The organism is Heliomicrobium sulfidophilum (genome assembly GCF_057715735.1).
The window spans coordinates 20,588-40,808 of the sequence record NZ_JBVTZZ010000004.1 but is presented as its reverse complement, the minus strand read 5'-3'; the positions used below and the strand labels follow the sequence as shown (position 1 = coordinate 40,808).

General features: G+C 61.9%; 20 protein-coding genes and 1 riboswitch. Of the genes, 1 reads left to right on the top strand and 19 read right to left on the bottom strand.

Annotated elements, in window-relative coordinates:
- Positions 1-22: 22 nt before the first annotated feature.
- Genes recG through AC0CW1_RS01525 form a run of 4 tightly spaced genes read right to left on the bottom strand, consistent with a single transcriptional unit; the run spans position 23 to position 4,765 of the window.
- On the bottom strand, positions 23-2,494 hold the full coding sequence (recG, locus tag AC0CW1_RS01540; RefSeq protein ID WP_488181360.1) for an ATP-dependent DNA helicase RecG: 2,472 nt from the start codon (positions 2,492-2,494) through the stop codon (positions 23-25).
- A gap of 4 nt (positions 2,495-2,498) precedes the next feature.
- Positions 2,499-4,184: a DAK2 domain-containing protein gene (locus AC0CW1_RS01535; RefSeq protein WP_488181359.1), complete on the bottom strand. Its 1,686-nt coding sequence runs from the start codon at positions 4,182-4,184 to the stop codon at positions 2,499-2,501.
- Positions 4,162-4,524, bottom strand: a complete 363-nt coding sequence (locus AC0CW1_RS01530) for an Asp23/Gls24 family envelope stress response protein (protein ID WP_488181358.1) — start codon at positions 4,522-4,524, stop codon at positions 4,162-4,164. The genes AC0CW1_RS01535 and AC0CW1_RS01530 overlap by 23 nt, the downstream gene beginning before the upstream one ends.
- Positions 4,525-4,555: 31 nt before the next feature.
- Entirely contained in the window at positions 4,556-4,765 is a 210-nt protein-coding gene (locus AC0CW1_RS01525) for a DUF1858 domain-containing protein (protein ID WP_488181357.1), read from the bottom strand.
- Positions 4,766-4,917: 152 nt separating this feature from the next.
- On the opposite strand from AC0CW1_RS01525, the gene rpmB reads away from it, so the two are divergent.
- Positions 4,918-5,109, top strand: coding sequence for a 50S ribosomal protein L28 (gene rpmB / locus AC0CW1_RS01520; RefSeq protein ID WP_155474739.1), 192 nt, complete (start codon positions 4,918-4,920; stop codon positions 5,107-5,109).
- Between the two features lie 86 nt (positions 5,110-5,195).
- Here rpmB and hslO read toward each other — a convergent pair whose 3' ends face one another.
- The 15 genes from hslO to def form a co-directional block, all read right to left on the bottom strand.
- The gene (gene hslO, locus AC0CW1_RS01515) at positions 5,196-6,101 is read right to left on the bottom strand and encodes an Hsp33 family molecular chaperone HslO (RefSeq protein ID WP_488181356.1); all 906 of its coding nucleotides are present in this window, start codon (positions 6,099-6,101) and stop codon (positions 5,196-5,198) included.
- Positions 6,102-6,251: 150 nt separating this feature from the next.
- Positions 6,252-7,163 carry a bifunctional hydroxymethylpyrimidine kinase/phosphomethylpyrimidine kinase gene (locus AC0CW1_RS01510; RefSeq protein ID WP_488181355.1) on the bottom strand — a complete coding sequence of 304 codons (912 nt, stop codon included), beginning with the start codon at positions 7,161-7,163 and terminating at the stop codon, positions 6,252-6,254.
- A 4-nt stretch (positions 7,164-7,167) separates the two neighbouring features.
- Positions 7,168-7,638 (bottom strand): 6,7-dimethyl-8-ribityllumazine synthase, encoded by a 471-nt coding sequence (ribH, locus tag AC0CW1_RS01505; protein WP_488181354.1) that lies wholly within the window; start codon positions 7,636-7,638, stop codon positions 7,168-7,170.
- Positions 7,639-7,727: 89 nt separating this feature from the next.
- Positions 7,728-8,921, bottom strand: coding sequence for a bifunctional 3,4-dihydroxy-2-butanone-4-phosphate synthase/GTP cyclohydrolase II (locus tag AC0CW1_RS01500; RefSeq protein WP_488181353.1), 1,194 nt, complete (start codon positions 8,919-8,921; stop codon positions 7,728-7,730).
- Between the two features lie 14 nt (positions 8,922-8,935).
- Positions 8,936-9,625, bottom strand: coding sequence for a riboflavin synthase (locus tag AC0CW1_RS01495; protein ID WP_488181352.1), 690 nt, complete (start codon positions 9,623-9,625; stop codon positions 8,936-8,938).
- Positions 9,607-10,737: a bifunctional diaminohydroxyphosphoribosylaminopyrimidine deaminase/5-amino-6-(5-phosphoribosylamino)uracil reductase RibD gene (gene ribD, locus AC0CW1_RS01490; protein ID WP_488181351.1), complete on the bottom strand. Its 1,131-nt coding sequence runs from the start codon at positions 10,735-10,737 to the stop codon at positions 9,607-9,609. Before ribD ends, AC0CW1_RS01495 begins: the two co-directional genes overlap by 19 nt.
- A gap of 130 nt (positions 10,738-10,867) precedes the next feature.
- Positions 10,868-10,984, bottom strand: a riboswitch (FMN riboswitch).
- 68 nt (positions 10,985-11,052) lie between these two features.
- Positions 11,053-11,715, bottom strand: coding sequence for a ribulose-phosphate 3-epimerase (gene rpe / locus AC0CW1_RS01485; protein WP_488181350.1), 663 nt, complete (start codon positions 11,713-11,715; stop codon positions 11,053-11,055).
- The gene (rsgA, locus tag AC0CW1_RS01480) at positions 11,712-12,623 is read right to left on the bottom strand and encodes a ribosome small subunit-dependent GTPase A (RefSeq protein ID WP_488181349.1); all 912 of its coding nucleotides are present in this window, start codon (positions 12,621-12,623) and stop codon (positions 11,712-11,714) included. The genes rpe and rsgA overlap by 4 nt, the downstream gene beginning before the upstream one ends.
- A 25-nt stretch (positions 12,624-12,648) precedes the next feature.
- Positions 12,649-14,544 (bottom strand): Stk1 family PASTA domain-containing Ser/Thr kinase, encoded by a 1,896-nt coding sequence (pknB, locus tag AC0CW1_RS01475; RefSeq protein ID WP_488182092.1) that lies wholly within the window; start codon positions 14,542-14,544, stop codon positions 12,649-12,651.
- Positions 14,541-15,296: a Stp1/IreP family PP2C-type Ser/Thr phosphatase gene (locus AC0CW1_RS01470; RefSeq protein ID WP_488181348.1), complete on the bottom strand. Its 756-nt coding sequence runs from the start codon at positions 15,294-15,296 to the stop codon at positions 14,541-14,543. Before AC0CW1_RS01470 ends, pknB begins: the two co-directional genes overlap by 4 nt.
- The gene (rlmN, locus tag AC0CW1_RS01465; RefSeq protein ID WP_488181347.1) at positions 15,293-16,426 is read right to left on the bottom strand and encodes a dual-specificity RNA methyltransferase RlmN; all 1,134 of its coding nucleotides are present in this window, start codon (positions 16,424-16,426) and stop codon (positions 15,293-15,295) included. The genes AC0CW1_RS01470 and rlmN overlap by 4 nt, the downstream gene beginning before the upstream one ends.
- A gap of 2 nt (positions 16,427-16,428) precedes the next feature.
- Positions 16,429-17,787, bottom strand: a complete 1,359-nt coding sequence (gene rsmB / locus AC0CW1_RS01460; RefSeq protein WP_488181346.1) for a 16S rRNA (cytosine(967)-C(5))-methyltransferase RsmB — start codon at positions 17,785-17,787, stop codon at positions 16,429-16,431.
- Positions 17,787-18,620 carry a DUF116 domain-containing protein gene (locus AC0CW1_RS01455; protein ID WP_488181345.1) on the bottom strand — a complete coding sequence of 278 codons (834 nt, stop codon included), beginning with the start codon at positions 18,618-18,620 and terminating at the stop codon, positions 17,787-17,789. The genes rsmB and AC0CW1_RS01455 overlap by 1 nt, the downstream gene beginning before the upstream one ends.
- A gap of 34 nt (positions 18,621-18,654) precedes the next feature.
- Positions 18,655-19,674: a methionyl-tRNA formyltransferase gene (gene fmt / locus AC0CW1_RS01450; RefSeq protein WP_488181344.1), complete on the bottom strand. Its 1,020-nt coding sequence runs from the start codon at positions 19,672-19,674 to the stop codon at positions 18,655-18,657.
- A 7-nt stretch (positions 19,675-19,681) separates the two neighbouring features.
- Positions 19,682-20,137 carry a peptide deformylase gene (gene def, locus AC0CW1_RS01445; protein ID WP_488181343.1) on the bottom strand — a complete coding sequence of 152 codons (456 nt, stop codon included), beginning with the start codon at positions 20,135-20,137 and terminating at the stop codon, positions 19,682-19,684.
- Between the last annotated feature and the right edge of the window lie 84 nt (positions 20,138-20,221).

Sequence of the window (20,221 nt, the reverse complement as noted above, 5' to 3'; positions counted from 1 at the left end):
CCTCGCCCTTTAGGTTCGCCCGTCAGAACAGGTCCAATCCATGAAAAGTCTCCCTCACACGCTGGACCAACTGGCGGCTCTCCGGCGATTGGAGTTCCGGGTCGTGGGCAGACCAGCGGCGCGCCCATTCTTTCGCCTGCTCGATCAACACAGCGTCCTGAGCGAGGTTGGCCGCCTTGAAGGCAGGGATGCCGCTCTGGCGCGTACCTAAAAACTCGCCAGGTCCGCGTAGCTTCAAGTCCTCTTCCGCGAGGCGGAAGCCGTCGTCGCTCGCCTCCATGGCCTGCATGCGCTGCCGCCCCTCCTCGGAGAGCTTGTCGGCGACGAGGATGCAGTAGGACTGTGCGTCGCCCCTGCCGACCCGCCCCCGGAGTTGGTGCAACTGGGCGAGACCGAACCGCTCAGCCCCCTCGATGACCATGACCGTCGCCGTAGGCACATCGATGCCCACCTCGATCACCGTCGTGGCGACGAGGATGTGCAGTTGGCCGCGATAATAGCGCTCCATGACGGCCGCTTTTTCCTCTTTTTTCAGCCGCCCGTGCAGGATACCGACGGACAGGTCGGGGAAGACGTCGTCAGACAAGGTGGCGTAGCGTTCCTCCACGGCAGCCAAATCGGACTCCTCTGAATCCTCGATGGCCGGGCAGACCACATAGGCCTGCCGCCCCGCCGCCACTTCCCGGCGGATCAACCGGTAGATGCGAGGCCAAGCGTCGCTGCCCACATGATGGGTCTTCACCTGCTGCCGCCCCGGCGGGCGTTCGTCCAGAACCGACACATCGAGATCACCGTAGACGGTCATGGCCAGCGTACGCGGGATGGGCGTCGCCGTCATCACCAGCAGGTCGGCCGCCTCGCTCTTTCCCTTCAGGACTGCCCGCTGCCGGACACCGAAGCGGTGCTGCTCGTCGATGATCACCAGGCCGAGCCGCCGGAAGGTGACCTCTTTTTGTAGCAGGGCATGGGTGCCCACGACGACAGGGATAGAGCCGTCAGCCAGTCCACGCAAGACTTCTTCGCGGCGGCGGCGCCCCATGGAACCAGTCAGGTGGGCCACCGGCATAGCCATGTTGGCCAGCAGGCTCTGCCAGTTGATGGCATGCTGCTCTGCGAGCACCTCTGTGGGCGCCATCAAGACCGCCTGGTACCCCGAGGCGACGGCCTTGACGACCGCTGAGGCGGCAACCACCGTCTTGCCGGCGCCCACGTCCCCTTGGAGCAAGCGGTGCATCGGTTTGCCGGCTTCCATATCGGCCGCGATCTCGGCGATGACCCGTTTCTGGGCTCCTGTCAGTTCATAGGGAAGGAGCGACCAGAACCTTTGCAGTTCCTCCCGGGCCGGCTGGTGCCGGATCCCCTCGACGGGGCCCTGTTTCTGCCGCCGCACATAGAACCAGGCCATCGACAGCAAGAAGATCTCGTTAAAGGCGATCTTTTGCCGCCCTGCTTCCGCCGCTTCCAAGCTCTCGGGGAAGTGGATCTGGCGGATGGCATCGACGAAAGAGGGCAGGTTGACCTTCGCCGCCACCGGCGCGGGGAGCGGGTCGACAAGGGACACGGCGTACTTGTCCAACACCTGTTCATAGAGGCCCCGCAAAAAACGCTGGTTCAACCCCTCTGTGGCGGGGTAAATGGGCACGATGCGGTTGGTGTGCAGACCGGCCTCAGCCTGGTTTTCCATCTCCTCCACATGCAATTCCGCCTTGCCGTAGCGGAACTCGGCCTTGCCGGAGACGACGACAGCCGTGCCGGGCGGATACTTGGCCGGCAGGTGTTTGCGGTTGAAGAGCACGATCGGCAACAGGCCGCTGCCGTCGTCGATCTGCCCCTTGATCACCGCCAGACCGCGGCGGGGGTTCCACTGCTGGTAAGCGCGGATCACGCCGGCAACGGTCACGTCACCAGGGTAGCGGATCTGAGCAATGCTCATCAGCCGGCTCCGGTCGATGTACCGGTGAGGCAGGTGGAGGATCAGGTCCCGCACGGTGGCGATGCCCAGCTTCTTCAGCGTCGCCGCCCGCTGGGGCCCCACGCCGCGCAGAAACTGGATTTCTGTGCCCGGCCCCTGCCCGCTGCGGGGAAGGGACCGCTTCGCAGCAGGCGGTGAGGTCGTCGGGGACTGCTTTTTCCCAGCCGACCCTGCTGTAGCAGTTGGGGACGTTGACTGAATCTGTGTTGCCGCAAAAGTATGGCTGTCCGGCAGGTGTGACGACAATTCCAACTCCAGTTCACCGAGATGTTGAGAGATCTGTTCGACGAGATGGCGGCGCTCCGTAACCGGCTGCCGCTGGTAGTGTTGCAGTTGGCCCTCCCACAGGGCCAGGCGCGCTCCCCAAGGGCCGGGGGCGTTCACCGCTTCCCGCCGCAACGCAACGAGGGCGGAACGAGCAAAGGCTGAAAAACCGCCCACAACGCCGCCATCCGTATAGCCGCAATGGCGCTCCGCATCGAGCGCCCGTCGCAGACTCGTCCACAAGGATTGCCATTTCATGTCCTTACTCCAGTCCAATGATATAAGGATAAAGCGGCTGCCCTGTCGTCACCCGTTCCACTTCGGCGTCCGGACAGACCCTTTCGATCGCTTCAATCAGGTTTTCCACCTCGGCGGCCTCTGCGTCCTCGCCCTGATAGAGGGTGATCAGTTCCCAGCCCTCGCCTGCCGCAGCCAAAGAAGCGCTGGCAACAGCAGTCAGTTCCTCACCGCCGGCAATCAGCTTGTCGTCAAGGAGGCCGATCCGATCACCCTCCCGGACAGCCACCCCGTTGACGCTGGCGTCGCGAACTGCCCTCGTGATTTCGATACAGCGAACCTCCCGGCTCGCCTTTTCCATGGCAGCCTGGATCTCGCCAGCGCTTTTTTTCGGGTCGAAAGCGAGCATCGCCGCAAGACCGCCGGGAAGGTGGCGAGTCGCAACGACGGACGCCCGGTCCTCGCCGAAGATCTGCGCAGCCTGACGAGCCGCCATGATCAAGTTAGGGTGATTAGGCAACAGCAGGCAGAAATCGACGGAGGCCTTCTCCATTTCTGCCAGCCAATCGCTAGCGCTGGGGTTGCGGCTTGTCCCTCCGTCGATGACAGCCACAGCGCCCTGCTCTTTAAAATGGCGGGCCCATCCGGCTGACGGCGCGGCGGTGATCACCCCGATCGGCGCTGTCGCTCCGGTTGGCTTCGTTGCTCTAGCTTCAGCCTGTTCGGCCATGTTATTGATGTGGATTTCATGAAGCGCGCCGTGTCGAAGCGCTTGTTCAAGCACCTGTCCCGGATGGTCCGTATGTATGTGGATCTTGGCCGCATCCGGGTCTCCGACGACGAGCAGGCAATCACCGAGGTTTTTCAGGCCTTTGCGCAAATCCTCGAGAGGGAGTTGCCGCCCTTTTAGGATGAATTCGGTGCAGTAGCGATATTGTTCCGGCGCCACAGCTTGCATCGGCGCTTGTTGCTTAGGATTGTTGCTTCGAACCATCGCGCCAGTATGGTCTTCCATAGGGCGAGCAGACGTTTCGCTCTCACGCCAGTCGCCCTTTTTGGCGGTAGGTTCGGCGGCTTCCTTTTCACCGCGCAGCGCCTGGCGGCAGCCCTCTAGAAAGAACAGATAACCTTGCCCGCCAGCGTCGACTACACCCGCCTCTTTCAAAAGGGGAAGCTGTTCCGGCGTCTTGTCAAGAGCCCGCTGGGCGGCTGTGATGGCGGCCGTCAGGATTTGGTCGAGATCCCTGTCTGGACGGCTCGCCGCCAGGGCTTCCCGAGCCGCCGCCTTGGCGACGGAGAGGATCGTCCCCTCCACCGGCTTCATGACCGCCTTGTAGGCCATCTCGACTCCTTTTTCCATGGCCCGCGCCCAATCGAGGGGAGATAAGGACTCCTTGTCCTCAATCGCCTTGGCCCAGCCCCGGAAAAGCTGAGAAAAGATGACGCCCGAATTGCCGCGAGCGCCGAGCAATGCGCCTTTTGCCGCCGCCATAGCCACTTTGCCCACCCGGACCTCGCCGGCCGGGATGGCCTCGGAGCAGGCGCGCAGGGTCAAAGAAAGGTTGGTGCCCGTATCACCGTCTGGAACAGGAAAGACGTTCAGGCGGTCTACTTCCTGACGTTTGGCTTCGACCCGGTTGGCGCCGCCCTGGATCAAGAAGGCCAGCAAAAGCCCGTCCACTCGATCCTTAGTCAGGGATCTTGAGTCCATGGACATGGACGTTCACCTCGCGAACAGACAACCCCAGTTGGGACTCAATTGCCATTTTGACCCGTTCCATGACAGTCCGAGCCACTTCAGGAATGCGCACACCGTAGGCCATGATCACATGCAGATCGAGAGATACGGAAAAGTCGCCGTAGGCGTTCACCTGGATGCCGCGGGCAGCCTGTTCAGCTCGCTTGTTGACACCAATGCCTGCAAAGAGGTGTTTCGGCGCCATGCCCACCAGACCGTAACACTCGGCTGCGGCCTGTCCGGCGATATTGGCGATCACCTCATCGGCGATCGATACGCTGCCCATGTCAGAGGGATTTTTCACCGTCATCATCGGTCATCTCCTTCCTATAAAAAAAGGCCCCTCAAGCGGGCCCCTGCCTCTCCAACCGCTGCAATTCCGCCAGGAGGACATGGAGGTCAATGTCGTGCATCCGAGCGCCGCCTTCAATCGTCTCTGTAGCGGAACCCATGCATCCGAGGCAGCCCATCCCGTGCCGGGCCAGGATTTCCCCGGCTTCCGGGTATTCCTGGAGCAATGCCATCAAAGACATGTCCTTGGTTATCTTTCCCAAGTCGTCCCCCCCTTAACATCATTTACTTCCTGCCATCTTATTCGTCAACGTCGACAAGAATTCCTTTTTCCCTCTGTCCAAGATCTTGCCAAAGGGCAATCTATCTGTTAGACTGTAATAGTGATTTTTTTCGAGCCCAAGGAGGTGGAATCATGGCACGGAAATGCGCCATTTGTGGCAAAGGGGTTCAAACGGGGATGCAAGTCAGTCACTCCCACATCCGCACCAAACGCACCTGGTCCCCTAACCTTCAGCGCGTTCGCGCGGTTGTCAAGGGTGCGCCTGTTCGTCTGAATGTTTGTACCCGCTGCCTCCGTTCGGGCAAAGTTCAGCGGTCCGTCTAACCAACCGCGGCCCCTGCGGTTGCCGATAACCCCAAAGCGTCAAGTCCTTTGACCATCTGGTCAAAGGACTTTTTGCGTTTTAAAACCTATTCTGTTTTACTGCGCAGTTCCTGTTCCCAGGCTTGCAACTCCTCGGGAGTGAAGAGGTGAGCCTGACTGCAAAAATGGCAGAGCACCTCGGCGCCCCCTTGGGTATCGCGCATATCGGCCAGTTCATCAGCACCGAGACTCTTCAGCAACGTGGCGACGCGCTCCCGGTCACAGCCGCAGAAAAACTCCGGCTGATAGGAGACGACCACTTTCGGTTCCATGCCTTCCAGGAGTTCCTCCATCAGATCGCGAACGCCCTTGCCTGACGACCAGTACTGGCTGATGGGGCCGGTCGCAGCGATACGCGCCTCCAACTGATCGATCATGGCGTCATCGGCGCCAGGCATCAGTTGGAGCAGGTAGCCGCCGGCGGCTGTCACCGACCCATCCACATCGACGAGAACGCCCAAGGCGACAGCGCTCGGTGTCTGCTCGGAGATAAGGAAGTACCGGGTCAGGTCCTCGGCGATCTCACCCGAGATCAGTTCCGCCGAGCCGGTGTAGGCCTCTTTCAAACCCAGGTCCCGGGTGACATGGATATGGCCTTGACGGCCCACAGCGCCGCCGACGTCAAGCTTCCCTTCCGGCGTCGGCGGCAGTTCCAGTTCGGGATGTTGCACATAGCCGCGCACCCGCCCCTGGGCGTCGCCTTGGGCCACTACTGCCCCGAGGGGGCCATCGCCAAGAATACGCAAGGTCATCTTCTCATCGTTTTTTTGCAAGGCGCCCAAGAGGGCCGCCGCCGTCAACGCCCGGCCCAGAGCGGCTGTCGGCACAGGCCATGTACCGTGCGCTTCCCTGGCCCGGTTTACCAGTTCCGTCGTCCGGGCGCCGATAAAGCGCACCATGCCCTCCTGAGCCGTAGCCCGTATCAGTTCATCGCCCTTCCTCGTGTCACCCATCGTCGTCCTTGTCTTCCTTTCCGATCCAGAAAACTATTTTTGACAATACTGCTGCACACTAACCTCACTACGCCTCTCGATTGCGCCACAGAGGCATGTTTGGCTAGAACAGCCTATTTGCTTTTTGCTTTCAAGCTACAGTTCAAACAATCAAGCCTGAAAGGGCTCAAGGGTCAAAGCGCAGTCGACTGCGCCGAAATCCCTGTCAGCAGCGCTATAAAAGTCAGGTAGCCCGATCGGCAGCACCGTATCAGCGCCATTCCTTTGCGCCTGTTCCAGCGCCGCCGCCACGCCGCGCGCGGCAGCGGCGCATGCGACGGGAACAGGCTGGTTATGGCAGATCCCGGCCGCTGCGATGGCAGCGAAGAGATCGCCCGTGCCGTAGGCTGACCAGGGCACAGCGTCGATGCCAACTTCCCAGGCCTCCTCCCGCCCCAGCGCAAGGGTGTAGATTCGGTTGTTTTCCCGCCGCCAGCCGGTGACGATCACCCACTGGAGCCTGGACGCAGGCGAAAAGGGACACATCCCCGTCGCTGCTGCCAACAAGCGACGAGCCGCCTCCACGATGACGGTCTCACCGCGGTCCCTTGCCGCCGGATCCAACCCAGCCAGCTTGAGCACCTCAAAAGGGTTGGGGGTGATCACCTGAGCCAGCGGAAGCAACCGCTCGCGGACCACATCAGTGACCTCCGGCGTCACATAAAGCCCGTGGGGATCATCGCCCAGCACCGGGTCGAGCAAGTAGGGGATCGGCCCTTTCACCGCCATCCGGCGAGCGAGCCATTCGGCCAGGATCTCTCCCTGTGCAGCCGAACCGAGGTAACCGCTCAATACCAGGTCAGCCTCCACTTCCTCCAAGGAGCGCAGCAGGCTGTAGAAGAGGGGCGACGGGATGACGCCGCCCCGCCGGGGCCGGACGGCGCCATGGGCGCCGAGCATGACCGTATGAACAGGATAGGGCTCCACCCGGCAGGCCAGGAACCCGGGGATGACGGCCGAATTGCCCACAAACCCCCGGGCCACCAAGCTCTGCACGGTGATGGCCGATGGAATCCTCGCCATCGGATCAGCCGCCGATACTGCGCATCAGGTTGGCCATCTCGATGGCCGACATGGCGGCGTCCCAGCCCTTGTTGCCTGCTTTCGTGCCGGCCCGCTCGATGGCCTGCTCGATCGTATCTGTCGTCAGGATCCCGAAGATGGTGGGAATGCCCGATTGAAGGCCCACCTGAGCAACCCCTTTGGACACCTCGCTACAGACATAGTCGAAGTGGGGCGTCGCGCCCCGGATGACGGCGCCGAGACAGATGACGGCGTCATAGCCTTTGGTTGTCATCTTTTTGGCCGCCAGAGGGATCTCGAAAGCGCCGGGGACCCAGGCCACTTGCACATCCTGGTCGGAAACGCCATGGCGCAGCAGGGCATCCTGAGCGCCGGCAAGCAGTTTGGTGGAAATGAACTCGTTAAAACGGGATACGACGATGCCGATTTTCAAACCTTGGCCGATCAGATGGCCTTCATAGATAGCACCTGGCATGATGGCTCGACTCCTTTTTCAATATCATTGCCGTTAGAGAAAATACGTGACGGTGCTGCGCATCTGGCACTTTCCTCAGACACAATGCATCAGAGCATGTGTCCCAGTTTCTCTTCCTTCGTCTTCAAATACCGCTCGTTTTCGGGGACACAGTCGATGACGATAGGCACCCGTTCCACGACGGAAAGCCCGTAGCCTTCCAATCCTTTGATCTTGCGCGGGTTGTTGGTCATGAGGCGGATCTTTTTTAGTCCCAGATCGGCCAGGATCTGAGCGCCCGTTCCGTAGTCGCGCAGGTCAGCGGGAAAGCCAAGCATCTCATTGGCCTGCACCGTGTCGGCGCCCATGTCCTGGAGCTTGTAGGCGCGGATCTTGTTGACCAAGCCGATGCCGCGACCCTCCTGACGCATGTAGAGGACAACACCGCGGCCCTCCTCCTCGATCCGCCGGAGGGCGCTGGCCAACTGATCGCCGCAGTCACAGCGCTTGGAACCGAGCACATCGCCGGTGAGGCATTCCGAGTGGACCCGGACGAGCACCGGCTTTTCGCCGTCTTCCACATCCCCTTTGACGATGGCCAGGTGGCCTTCGCCGTCGAGGAGGCTCTCATAGGCGACAGCCGTAAAATCGCCGTACTTGGTGGGCAGTTTGATCGTCTCCACACGCCGGATCAGTTTTTCCGTCCGGCGGCGGTACTCGATCAGATCGGCGATGGTGATGATCTTCAGGTTATGTTTTTCCGCAAAGGGGAGCAGTTCAGGGACCCGGGCCATGGTGCCGTCGTCCGCCATGATCTCGCAGATGACGCCGGCCGGGTAGAGGCCCGCCATCCGCGCCAGGTCGACGGCGGCTTCCGTGTGCCCTGCCCGCAGGAGCACGCCGCCCTCACGGGCGCGCAGCGGGAAGATGTGGCCCGGCTTGCGCAGGTCCTCGGGCTTCGTCTTGGCGTCCAGGAGGGTGTGGATCGTCTGGTGGCGCTCATACGCAGAGATGCCGGTGGTGCAGGTGGTGGCATCGACAGAGACGGTGAAGGCCGTCTGCATACGGTCTGTGTTATCGCGCACCATGGCGTGGATCTCCAGGGCGTCGAGCCGCTCCCCGGTCATGGGGACACAGATCAGACCGCGTCCAAAGGTGGCCATGAAGTTGATCGCCTCCGGCGTCGCCTTTTCCGCCGCCATCAGCAGGTCGCCTTCATTCTCCCGGTCCTCGTCGTCGACGACGATGATCATGCGGCCGTCGCGGATGTCCTGCAGGGCTTCCTCAATCGTGCTAAATGCCAAGGGACTCACCTCTTTTAATATCCATTTTCCAGCAAAAACTCGCGGGTCAACCGGGATCCTCTTCCTCCCGCTGCAGCATCCCCTGAGCCGGCGCGGCCCGCCTCGGCGGAAGGAATCCTGCCGGTGAGCAGGCGCTCTACATACTTGCCGATGACATCAGCCTCCAGGTTGACCTTCTGGCCGGGCTTCTTCAAGCCCAGCGTCGTCAGACCGGCCGTATGGGGGATCAGGGAGACGGTGAAGGCGGCGTCATAAACATCGACGACCGTCAGGCTGATGCCATCGATGGCGATGGAACCCTTCGGGATGACATAGCGCAACAATTCCGGCGGGGCGGTGATCTCTGTCACGACGGCGATGTCAACGCGCTCCTGTCCCCGGATGACGCCGACGGCGTCCACATGGCCGGAGACGATATGGCCGCCGAGGCGGTCGCCGGCGCGGACAGCCCGCTCCAGGTTGACCCGGTGCCCGGGCCGCAGTTCGGAAAGGGCGGTTCGGTCGAGGGTCTCGGCCATCACATCGGCGGTAAAGCCGTTGCCGTCGAAGCGGACAACGGTGAGGCAGGCGCCGTTGACAGCGATGGAATCACCGAGCTTCACATCTTCGACGACCGTCTTCGCTTCAATCTCAAGCTTGGCGGAGCGGGCGCCCCGGGCGATGGCCCGGACGACACCGAGTTCTTCTACAATCCCGGTAAACATGGCCTCACCTCCTGCAAGACCCCTTCCAGCAGCCAGTCGTCGCCGACCGGGGTCATGGCGCATTTACGCAAAGGTCGGGCTTCCCCCATCAGGGCTGCTCCTGTCCCGCCGACGGGCGATGGCGCCCCCTCACCGCCGACGATCTTCGGCGCGACGAAGATGGCGACTTGATCGGCCAGGTTAGCGTCCAAAAAGGCGCCATGGATGCGAGTTCCCCCTTCCACCAGAAGGGATGTGACGCTATCGCGGGCGAGTTCGTTCAAAAGATAGGACAGGTCCACCCGTCCGGCAGGGTCTGACGGGCAGCAGAGCACCTTCGCTCCGGCCTGCTCCAGCGCCTGGCGCCGCGCCGCCGGCGCCGCGCCCGTGACGGCGATGACCGTCCTCGCCTCCGGTGATAGAACCCTGGCCGTCAGCGGCGTCCGCCCCTGGCTGTCGACGATGATGCGGACGGGGTTGCAGGTGGAGGTGTTTTCCCCAAGCCGGACGGTCAGTTCGGGGTCATCAGCCAGCACCGTGCCGATGCCGACTAAGATGCCATCGAGGCGGTCTCGCCACTCATGGACCTTCCGCCGCGCCGCCGGCCCGCTGACCCAGCGGCTGTCGCCTGAGGCGGCGGCGATCTTGCCGTCGGCTGTCATAGCCCATTTGAGCAGCACCCAAGGACGCTTGCGCGTCGCCCAGGTGAAAAAGGGTTGATTGATGGCGATGGCCTCCTCCGCCATCACCCCCACTTCCACGTCGATGCCGGCTTCCCGAAGTCGGGCGAAACCTTGGCCTGCCACCTGGGGGTTGGGATCGGGCACAGCAGCCACAACACGGCCGATGCCGGCGGCGATGATCGCCTCGGTGCAGGGCGGGGTCCGACCATGATGATTACAAGGTTCAAGGGTTACATAGAGGGTTCCGCCGCAGGCGGCTTCGCCGGCCTGGCGCAAGGCGTGGACCTCGGCATGGGGCGTCCCGGCTTTCTGGTGATAGCCTTCCCCGACAATGCGCCCCCCTTGAGTGATCACCGACCCCACGACCGGGTTCGGACTTGTCCGGCCCAGGGCCAAAGCGGCAAGTTCTAGGGCGCGGGCCATAAAGGCCTGATCTTCCGAATTCAACACAACACCACCCATCTCCGGAAAACGAAAAACCCCGGGGTTAGTTTCCCCGGGGATACAGAAACAACACTTTGACCGAGGCCAACGCGGCAGGACAAAGCAAGGACAGGCTGCGAAAAATCAGCCGCCTCTTCGTTTCCCTTTCCCATCCAGACTGTCACTGTCGGCTCCGGAATCACACCGGATCTGCCCCGAAGGGCTCGCGGGCTCTACCGCCGGTAGGGAATTGCACCCAACCCCAAGGAAAACACCGATTCGATTGTGCTTTTGATTGCAGATTCGATTATACCAACCGTTGCGAATCCTGTCAAAGGGGGATCAACGGGACAGCGCCGCAGCCCGGAGTTGGGCCACCTCAGCCTGGGGATCAGGAGCGCCGAAGAGGGCTGAACCGGCCACCAGCACATCAGCGCCTGCCTTTACGACCTGGGGCGCTGTCGTCCGGTTGACACCGCCGTCGACCTGGATCTCGAAGCTAAGGCCCTGTTCCTGGCGGCAGCGCGCTAATTCCTCAATCTTCGGCAAGGTGCCGGCGATGAACTTCTGGCCGCCAAAGCCGGGATTGACGGACATGACCAGGACGAGATCGATCAGGGGCAGCACACAGGACAGGCTCTGCCAGGGCGTGGCCGGGTTGAGGGCCACGCCGACCCGGGCGCCCTTTTCCTTGATCAGCGACAGGGTGCGGTGCAGGTGGACGCAAACCTCCTGGTGGACCGTGATCAGGTCGGAGCCGGCCTGGATGAAATCGGCGATATATTTGTCGGGCGATTCGATCATCAGGTGGGTGTCAAAGACCATCCGGCTTCGCTCCCGCAGCGCCGCTACGACGAGGGGACCGATGGTGATATTGGGCACGAAGTGGCCGTCCATCACGTCGATGTGCAGGTATTCGGCGCCGCCTGCTTCCACAGCGGCCACCTGGGCGCCCAGGTTGGCGAAGTCAGCAGACAGGATCGACGGGGCAATCTTGATCGTCATGTTTTTCTTCCTTTCGGGGCCTGCCGTTCCCGCTCGATCAATTCATTCAGGAACATCAGGTAGTGGTCATAGCGCTGCCGGTCGATCTCCCCCGCCTGAACGGCGGCGATGACGGCGCAGTCCGGCTCTGTCCGGTGCAGGCAGCTCGTAAAGCGGCAACAGCCGAGATGAGGCGCCATCTCGGGGAAAAACTCCGACAAATCCTGGGATGACACATCGGGCAGATACAACGTCGAAAAGCCCGGCGTGTCGGCGACGAGGGCGCCCGACGTGAGTTGGATCAACTCCACATGGCGAGTCGTGTGGCGTCCGCGGCCGATCTTGGCGCTCACCTCGCCTGTTTTCAGGGAAAGGCCCGGCGCGAGGGCGTTGAGCAGGGTTGATTTGCCCGCACCCGACGGGCCGGCGACGACCGAGATGCGCCCCTCCAGCAAAGTCTGCAAGCCTTCTAGATGCTCGCCCTGCCGTGCCGAAAGGACAAACTGGTCAATACCGACAGCGCTGCAGAGCGCCTGGACCTGGTCCACCCGTCCTGGCGGCGCGATATCAGCCTTGTTCCAGACGAGGACAGGCCGGATGCCGGCGTGAGCCGCCAGGACGAGCAAGCGGTCGACGAGGACGAAATCAGGGTCAGGCGACGCCAGGGCGAAGACCAAGAGCACCTGGTCCACATTGGCCACCGGCGGCCGCAGCAGTTCGTTCCGCCGCGGCAGCACCGCTTCAATGACCCCCTTTTCCCCTTCGAGAACGCTTATGCGCACCCGGTCGCCCGGCAAAAAGACGCGGTCATCGCCTTTTAGGCGAAACTTCCCCCGCAAGGAGCAGGTGTACAGACGGCCTCCGGCGAGGACGTAGTAAAAACCGCTGTATCCTTTGATGATCGTTCCTTCCGTCTCCCTTTGGTTCAAAGAAGGCTCCTCCATTGCTCCACCTTTACTCCACCTTGCGCTCCCAGGCCACCGTGGTGTCTACGAAAGCCTGGACCGTCCCCTTGCCAGTCGTGGTGACCTCCTGGCTGACGACTTCGCCGGCCTTGTGCCGCTGGTTATAGAACTCCTTCTGGGCGCCCCGCTCGTCGAGGAAGACGATGCGCACCATATGCTCCTTGCCGTCATTGGGGACATAAACCCGCACCGAAGATTTGACGGGGCTGGCCGGCGAGGCGTTCGCTGGCGGGATGCTGTAGGTCAGTGTGACCGGCTCGCCCGCCTTGAGCGGCGCATTGGGGGGCGGCTCCTGGGCGAGGATCGTCCAGGCTGGCAGGGTGGCGTTCTCCTGAAGCTTCAATGTCAGATCGATCTTCAGCGGCTCCAATTGTTTCTGGGCTTCCTGAAGTTTACTCCCCACCAGGGGGGGCATGACGGCCTTCGTTTCAGGTCCCTTGCTGACGGTCAGTTGAATGACAGTCTCTCCCGGTTGTTCTGAATTGGCTGCCGGGGACTGGTTGATCACCGTCCCGGCAGGCGCCTCGTCAAAGACCTCTTCTATCTTGACCTTGAAGTTGGCGTCCTGGAGCGCCACCAAGGCATCGCGCTGCGGTTTGCCCGTCACAGTGGGAACGCGAAGCAGCTTCGGTCCCTGGCTGACGGTCAGTTTGATGACCTTGTTTTGCTTGACGACCTGGTTTTCCTCCGGATCCTGAGCGATGACGATCTGGGCGTTGGCGTTGTCAAAGACATAGGTGTGCTCGGCATGCAACCCCAGCTTGTCCAAGCGTTCCAGCGCATCGGTGAGCCGCATCCCTTTTACCTTCGGCACGGTCACCTCTGGCACGCTCATATAGCGCGTCCAGGCGAAGGTCAAAGCGGCTAGCAGCAACACGGCCGCCAGCAGCCCCACGGCCCAGAGGGTCCAGGACCGCTTGTTTTTTCCTTGACTTGATCGCTGGGCCTCTTTCAGGGATTCTTCGCGCTCGATCACCCCATATCCGGCGTCCAAACGAGCCGCCGCCACACCATCAAGGCGAACCGTCGGGCTGTCGTCATCGACATCGGGCAAACGGGCGATCGCCTGGCCGGTGACGACACGATCCAGGTCTTGCCGGAGTGCCCGGGCGTTCCGGTAGCGTCGGGCCGGCTCCTTCTCCATTGCCCGCAGCACCACCTGCTCCAGCGACGGAGGAATGCGGTTGTTGATCGCCGTCAACGCCTGGGGCTGCTGCTGGATCTGCTGGAGGGCCACTGCGATGGGCGTCTCCCCTTGAAAGGGCACCTGGCCGCTCAACAGTTCGTACATGACGACGCCGAGGGCGTAAATGTCCGATTTTTCGTCAACGGGAAGTCCCCGCGCCTGTTCCGGCGACAGGTAGTGGACGGAACCAACGATGGAACGATCCATGGTCATCGTGTTCTGGGTGATGGACCGGGCGATGCCGAAATCGGTCACCTTCACCCGTCCCGTCCGGGTCAAGAGGATGTTGTGGGGCTTGATGTCTCGATGGATGATCCCGCGCTCATGAGCGTGTTCGAGGGCGTCACAGATCTGCTTGGCCAGATCGACAGCCTCCTCAGGCGGCAAAGGCGCCCGGCTGCGGATGACCTCTTTCAGCGTCGGCCCGTCGATGAACTCCATCACTATGTAGTCGGTCTCGCCCTCACGGCCCACGTCATAGACATTGACGATGTTGGGATGAGACAAACCGGCCACCGCCTGGGCTTCCCGCTGGAAGCGGCGGACAAACTCTTCGTCAGAGCAGAGGTTTTCGCGGAGGATCTTGACGGTGACGGCTCGCTGGAGCGACCGATCCCAGCCTTTAAACACCTGAGCCATGCCGCCGCCGCCCAATCGTTCGATAATTTCATATCGATTGCCGAAGATGCGTCCGATCATGCCTGCCACCCCTCACCTTCCTCTTGCCAAATGATCAGGAAAGTGACATTGTCGTAACCGCCCCGTTCCAGGGCCAGATTCATCATGGCGTCAGCAATCCGTTCCAACGCTTCCCGTTGATAGGGAAACGCGGCGTTGGGGTCGAAGAGCCGGCCCATCTCCTCGGCCGTCACCAGGTTGGACAGACCGTCGGTGCAGAGGAGCAAGAGATCCCGCGCCGCCCAGGGCGCTGTCGCCACATCGACCTGCACATCGTCGCGAGTGCCCAAGGCGCGGGTGATGATGTTGCGCTGCGGGTGAGCCTGGGCCTCGGCTTCGGTGATTTTGCCGAGGCGGACCATCTCCTCCACCAGGGAGTGATCCCGCGTTAGCAGGCGGACCTGACCGTTATGGCAGAGATAGGCCCGGCTATCGCCCACATGGGCCACCGTCAGCGTCGACGCCGTTAGGTGGGCTGCGGTGAGGGTCGTACCCATGCCGGCCCACTTGGGATGGATCAGCGATTCCTGGTAGATCCGCCGGTTTGCCTCCCGGCAAGCGGCCTCCATGCGGCCGCCCGGCTCCCCTTGCCCCTCTGTTTCACGCCAATGGGCGGCGAAGGCTTCCACAGCCAGAGCGCTGGCCACCTCTCCCGCCTCATGACCGCCCATCCCATCAGCGACCAGGAAGAGTCCTTGGGCCGCATCACACCAGTGGCTGTCTTCGTTGGTCGGCCGCACACGCCCCCTATCGGTGCGGGCAATGACGTTCATGCCTTCCCCTCCCCCCTGGCAGCCCCGCGCAGTTGCCCGCAGGCCGCCTCGATATCCTGCCCTCTCTCTTCACGGATGACGGCGTCAACCCCCCAGCGACGCAGTTCCGCCAGAAAGCGCTCTGTCGGTTCCCGCTCCGGCCGCCGGGCGCCCGTTCCGGCGACGGCGTTGACGGGAATCAGGTTCAAGTGGATGGGCCAACCCTTGAAGAGCGACCCCAAACGCCGGGCATCCTCGGGCCGGTCATTGACGCCGGCCATCAAGGCATACTCCACGGACAATCGCCGCCGCGTCTTCTCCCAGTAGCATCGGCAGGCCTCCAAGACCTGGGCCAGCGGAAAGCGCTCGTTCACTGGCATCCACTCGCTGCGCTGTTTGTCATCGGCGGCGTGGAGCGACAGGGCCAGGTTCACTTCCCAGTCCTCGCCGGCGAAGCGGTCGATGCCGGGCACGATACCGGCTGTGGAGACGGTAATCCGGCGCTGGCCGATGGCTTGCCCCTCCGGATGGGTGAAGAGCCCGATTGCCCGGCGTACATTGTCATAATTCAAGAAGGGCTCGCCCATCCCCATGAAAACGAGATTGGTCACCTTAAACTCGGGATCTTCCCGGCGCTGATCATAGGTGATGTCCAGCACCTGGCCGACGATCTCCGCCGCCGTCAGGTTCCGGCGAAACCCCTGCTGACCAGTGGCGCAAAAGCGGCAACCCAATGCACAGCCAGCCTGCGTCGAGAGGCAGACCGTCACCCGGTCACGGGTCTGCGCCCGCCGGTAGGGCATGAGGACCGACTCGATCAATTCCCCGTCGGCCAGACGCCAGAGGTATTTCTCCGTGCCGTCCCGGGCGACCCGGCGCCGTTCCAGGGCGAGAGGCTGGAGCCAACCCGCTTCCTCCACCCTGGTCCGCAGCGTTTGAGGCAGGTCGGTCATCTCAGCGGCCTCACGGACGGCCCGGTTCTGAAGCCACTTAAAGACCTGCTTGCCCCGGAAGGGCGGCTGACCCCAAGCTTTTAGCAGGGCTGCAATCTCTTCGGGAAAGAGGCCGCGCAGATCTGTCAGCTGTGCTTCCTGCTGTTCTGTCAACGTCCCGTTCCGCTCCGTCTTCACCTCTGACACAGGTTCTCTCAACGTCAAGACCGCCTCCTTAACCGGGCCACGAAGAACCCGTCCGTATGAAAGCGATGGGGCAGGATCTGCATGTATCCTTTGGCCGTCTGCCGTCTCTCTTCTTCCGTGTAATCCAGTTCCGGCAAAAAGGGCGACACATCATCAGCGGAAAAATCGGGATGACGCTGCAGAAAATCTTTCACCTGCTGAAAGTTTTCTTCCGGCTCGATGGTGCAGGTGGAATAGACAAGGACGCCCCCCGGCTTGACCAGCGGGGCAACCCCATCCAGCAGTTCGCGCTGCAACGCTTGCAACCGGACAAGGTCTGTTTCCGAGATGCGGTAGCGCAGCTCTGGCTTGCGCCGCAAGACGCCGAGGCCGCTGCAAGGCGCATCCAAGAGCAGGCGATCCACCTTGCTCTGCAAGATCTCTGCCGGCTGGCGGGCGTCGACCGCCTCGACCTGAACGCTCCCGATCCCGAGGCGCCGGCAGTTTTCGCGGATCAACCCCAGCTTGTGGGGGTGGATGTCCCAGGAGTGGATCGTCGCCTTGTCGCCGCTCCATTCGGCCATATGAGTCGTCTTTCCCCCTGGTGCGGCACAAGCGTCGACGACTGTCTCTCCCGGCTGTGGGTCGACGACAGGAGCGACGACCATAGAGCTTTCATCCTGAACGGTAAAAAGCCCCTCGGCAAAACCAGGCAGACGCGTGACGGCCGAAGCAGAAGCGAGGCGGACCCCGGCGCCGTGCAGCGCCGAAGGGACGGCCTCCATTCCGGCTTCAGCCAGTTGCCGCAAAAACTCGTCCCGCTGAGTCCGCAACCGGTTGACCCGGAGCGACACCGCCGCCGGTTGGTTGTTGACCTGACAGATCGCTCGGGTCCGTTCGGCCCCAAACTGTTTCATCCACCGCCGGACGAGCCATTCAGGATGGGATTCGACGACGGTGAGGTGTTCCACCGGCTTGTCTTCCCAGCGCGGCCAGGAGATTTCGTCACGCCGCCGGACCAGTTGGCGCAACACCCCGTTGATCAACGACGACAGCCGTCCCAGACCGGATTGTTTGGCCAGTTCCACCGTCTCGTGGCAGGCGACGGCGTCCGGGATGCGGTCCAAAAAGAGAATCTGGTAGGCGCCAAGCCGCAGCAGCCGGCGCGCCTCAGGGGGCACAGCGGCGGGACGCTTGAGCAGTCCATCCAGAGCAAAGTCGAGGGCATTTTGGCGACGGAGCACGCCCAGGACCAGTTCGGATACGAGCCCGCGGTCCAAACGCTGCAAGGCGCTGACCTCCAAGGCGTGGGCCATCTGCAGGTTGGCGTAAGCTTTCCGTTCTTCGACGGCGTTGAGCACATCCAGGGCGACGCCTCTCGGCGATGGCTGCATCAAGATACCTCCATCCGGCGCTCAGGAATCGCCGATTTTTCCAGGACCGATCCGATCACGCTACTGTTGATCCAGTCGGCTCGTTCATCATAGAGGAAGTAGCGCACCGCCTGTTCGAGACGGCCCATATTGACCAGGGTGTTGCAGCAGGGTCCCTCAGGTCGGTCATTCAATATGCCCAGAACAGGCAGAAAATCGACATCCTGAATGCCGCTCGTCAAATCCCGTTCACAGGCGATGGCCACAATCGCTTGGGGGCGTTTTTCCATGATCGCCTTTCTGGCCCAGGTTCCGCCGGACACGATGTTCAAGTTCACCCCGTAGCGGTCTGTCAGCTCGATCAGGTCATGGACAGGACAGGCGCCACAGCGCTTGCAGTTGTGGATATCGAGGGTGATCTTATGGGGGCAGGTCGTCTTTTGCAGGCAGTGGGGCGCCAGGATCATCAGCCTGTCCGGCGCAACAGTCACCTTCCGCAGTCGCACCAGTTGATTGCTCACCTCGATGAAACTGCTCTTCAACCGGTCCGGGCTGATACGGAAAAAACGGGCGATGACGAGGGCCATGGGAAAGAGGATGTTGACGGCCATCCGCGTCCATCGATAGACAGAAGGAAAAGCGCGATCCTGCCAGATGGAGAAAATCATCCCGCCGATGCCGAAGGCGATCAAGGCCACGACAGCGACAAAGATAACCCCCAACAGGCCGATCAGCACCTTGTTCCAGGGGTAGTTTTGATACTTGACCAGATACCAGCCGAGGAAGGCCAACGCGAGCAACGCAAGAAAGCTGGCCAACATCAGACCGATGAACAATCGCTTGCGGATAGGCATGGTTCCAACGCTCCCACTGTTTACATTCCCTGTCTTAGCCGAGTCGAGATCCCGGTCCCATCCGGCGTCCCCGCGCATAAGCCCCGGCGGCCATCGTTTTGCCGCCAGCGGGGCGAACCTCGGCCAGCCAGTACACACCGTCGCCAGTGGCAACCGCCACCTCATCGCCAGCGATCTGGAGGATCTCGCCGGGCTGGATCGACGAATTCGGAAAACCGGCCAAGGCGGACGACCCTGACAGGTCAGCAGAGCCTGATGCGCCGAAAGCTCCAGACGGGCCAGACAAAGGGAGCGACAACCCCTCCTGGCGCAGGCGCCCCCGCAGGATCTTCAGGATCTTCCCGTCATCGACGGTAAAAGCGCCCGGCCAGGGGTTCATCCCGCGCACCCGGTTGTGGACCGCCTCGGCGGAAGCGCTCCAGTCGACCTGCTCATCATCGCGGGTCAACATGGGCGCATAGGTCGCTTGACCATGGTCCTGGGACTGGGGCTGCAAAAAGCCCCCTTCCATCGCCGCCAGCGTATCCACCAGCAGATCGGCCCCCAGTTCGGCCAAGGCGTCATGGATTCGACCGGTCGTATCATCGGGGCCGATGGGCAGGGAACGCTTCAATAGCATGTCCCCTTCATCGAGACCCTCGCTCATCAGCATCGTCGTGATGCCAGTCTCCTTTTCCCCGTCGATAACAGCCCGGTGAATCGGCGCCGCACCTCGGTACTTCGGCAACAAAGAGGCATGCACATTGATCCATCGCTGGGGAAAAGCGTTCAGCACCCGAGGCGGCAGGATCCGCCCGAAAGCGGCTACCACCCCGGCTTCGACACCCAATTCCTTCAACTTTTGCACAAAGTCGTCGTCCAACCGGACGGGATGATCGACGGGGATGCCTAACCGCAGGGCCGCCTCCTTGACGGGACTCGGTTGCGCTTTTTGACCGCGCCCCCGAGGGCGGTCCGGCCGGGTGACCACAAGGACCACCCGATGACCGGCCGCTACAATCGCTTCTAGGGTAGGGACAGCAAAGTCGGGCGTCCCCATAAAGACGATTCGCATGGGCCAGTCACTCCTCCGGCTCGTCTTGGTCAACGCGGTCGACAAAGAGGATCCCGTCCAGGTGGTCGATTTCATGCTGGAAGGCGACAGCGAGCAGGTCTGTCCCCTCAACGGTATACTCTTCGCCGTTGCGGTCTTGGGCTTTGACACGGACCCGCCGGAATCGCTTCACTTTGCCGGTGTAATCGGGAATCGAGAGACAGCCTTCGGCGTCACACTGTTCGCCCTCGGCTTCGACGATCTCAGGGTTGACCAACTCAAGGCGGCGCTTGCCCACTTCGACAACACAGACGCGCTTGCTGATGCCGATCTGAGGCGCTGCGAGGCCCACGCCGTGAGCCGCCGCCATCGTATCGAACATATCGTCAATCAGCCGGCCCAGGTTGCTGTTGAAGCGAGTGACCGGCTTCGCCTTTTCGCGCAACACGGGATCACCCAATTTAAGAATTTCATAAACGGCCAAAAAAAACCCTCCCTGTCGGCTTTAAATCTATCCAAAATATCATATCGCAAACCTCGCTCAGGATACACCGATAAAAATATGATT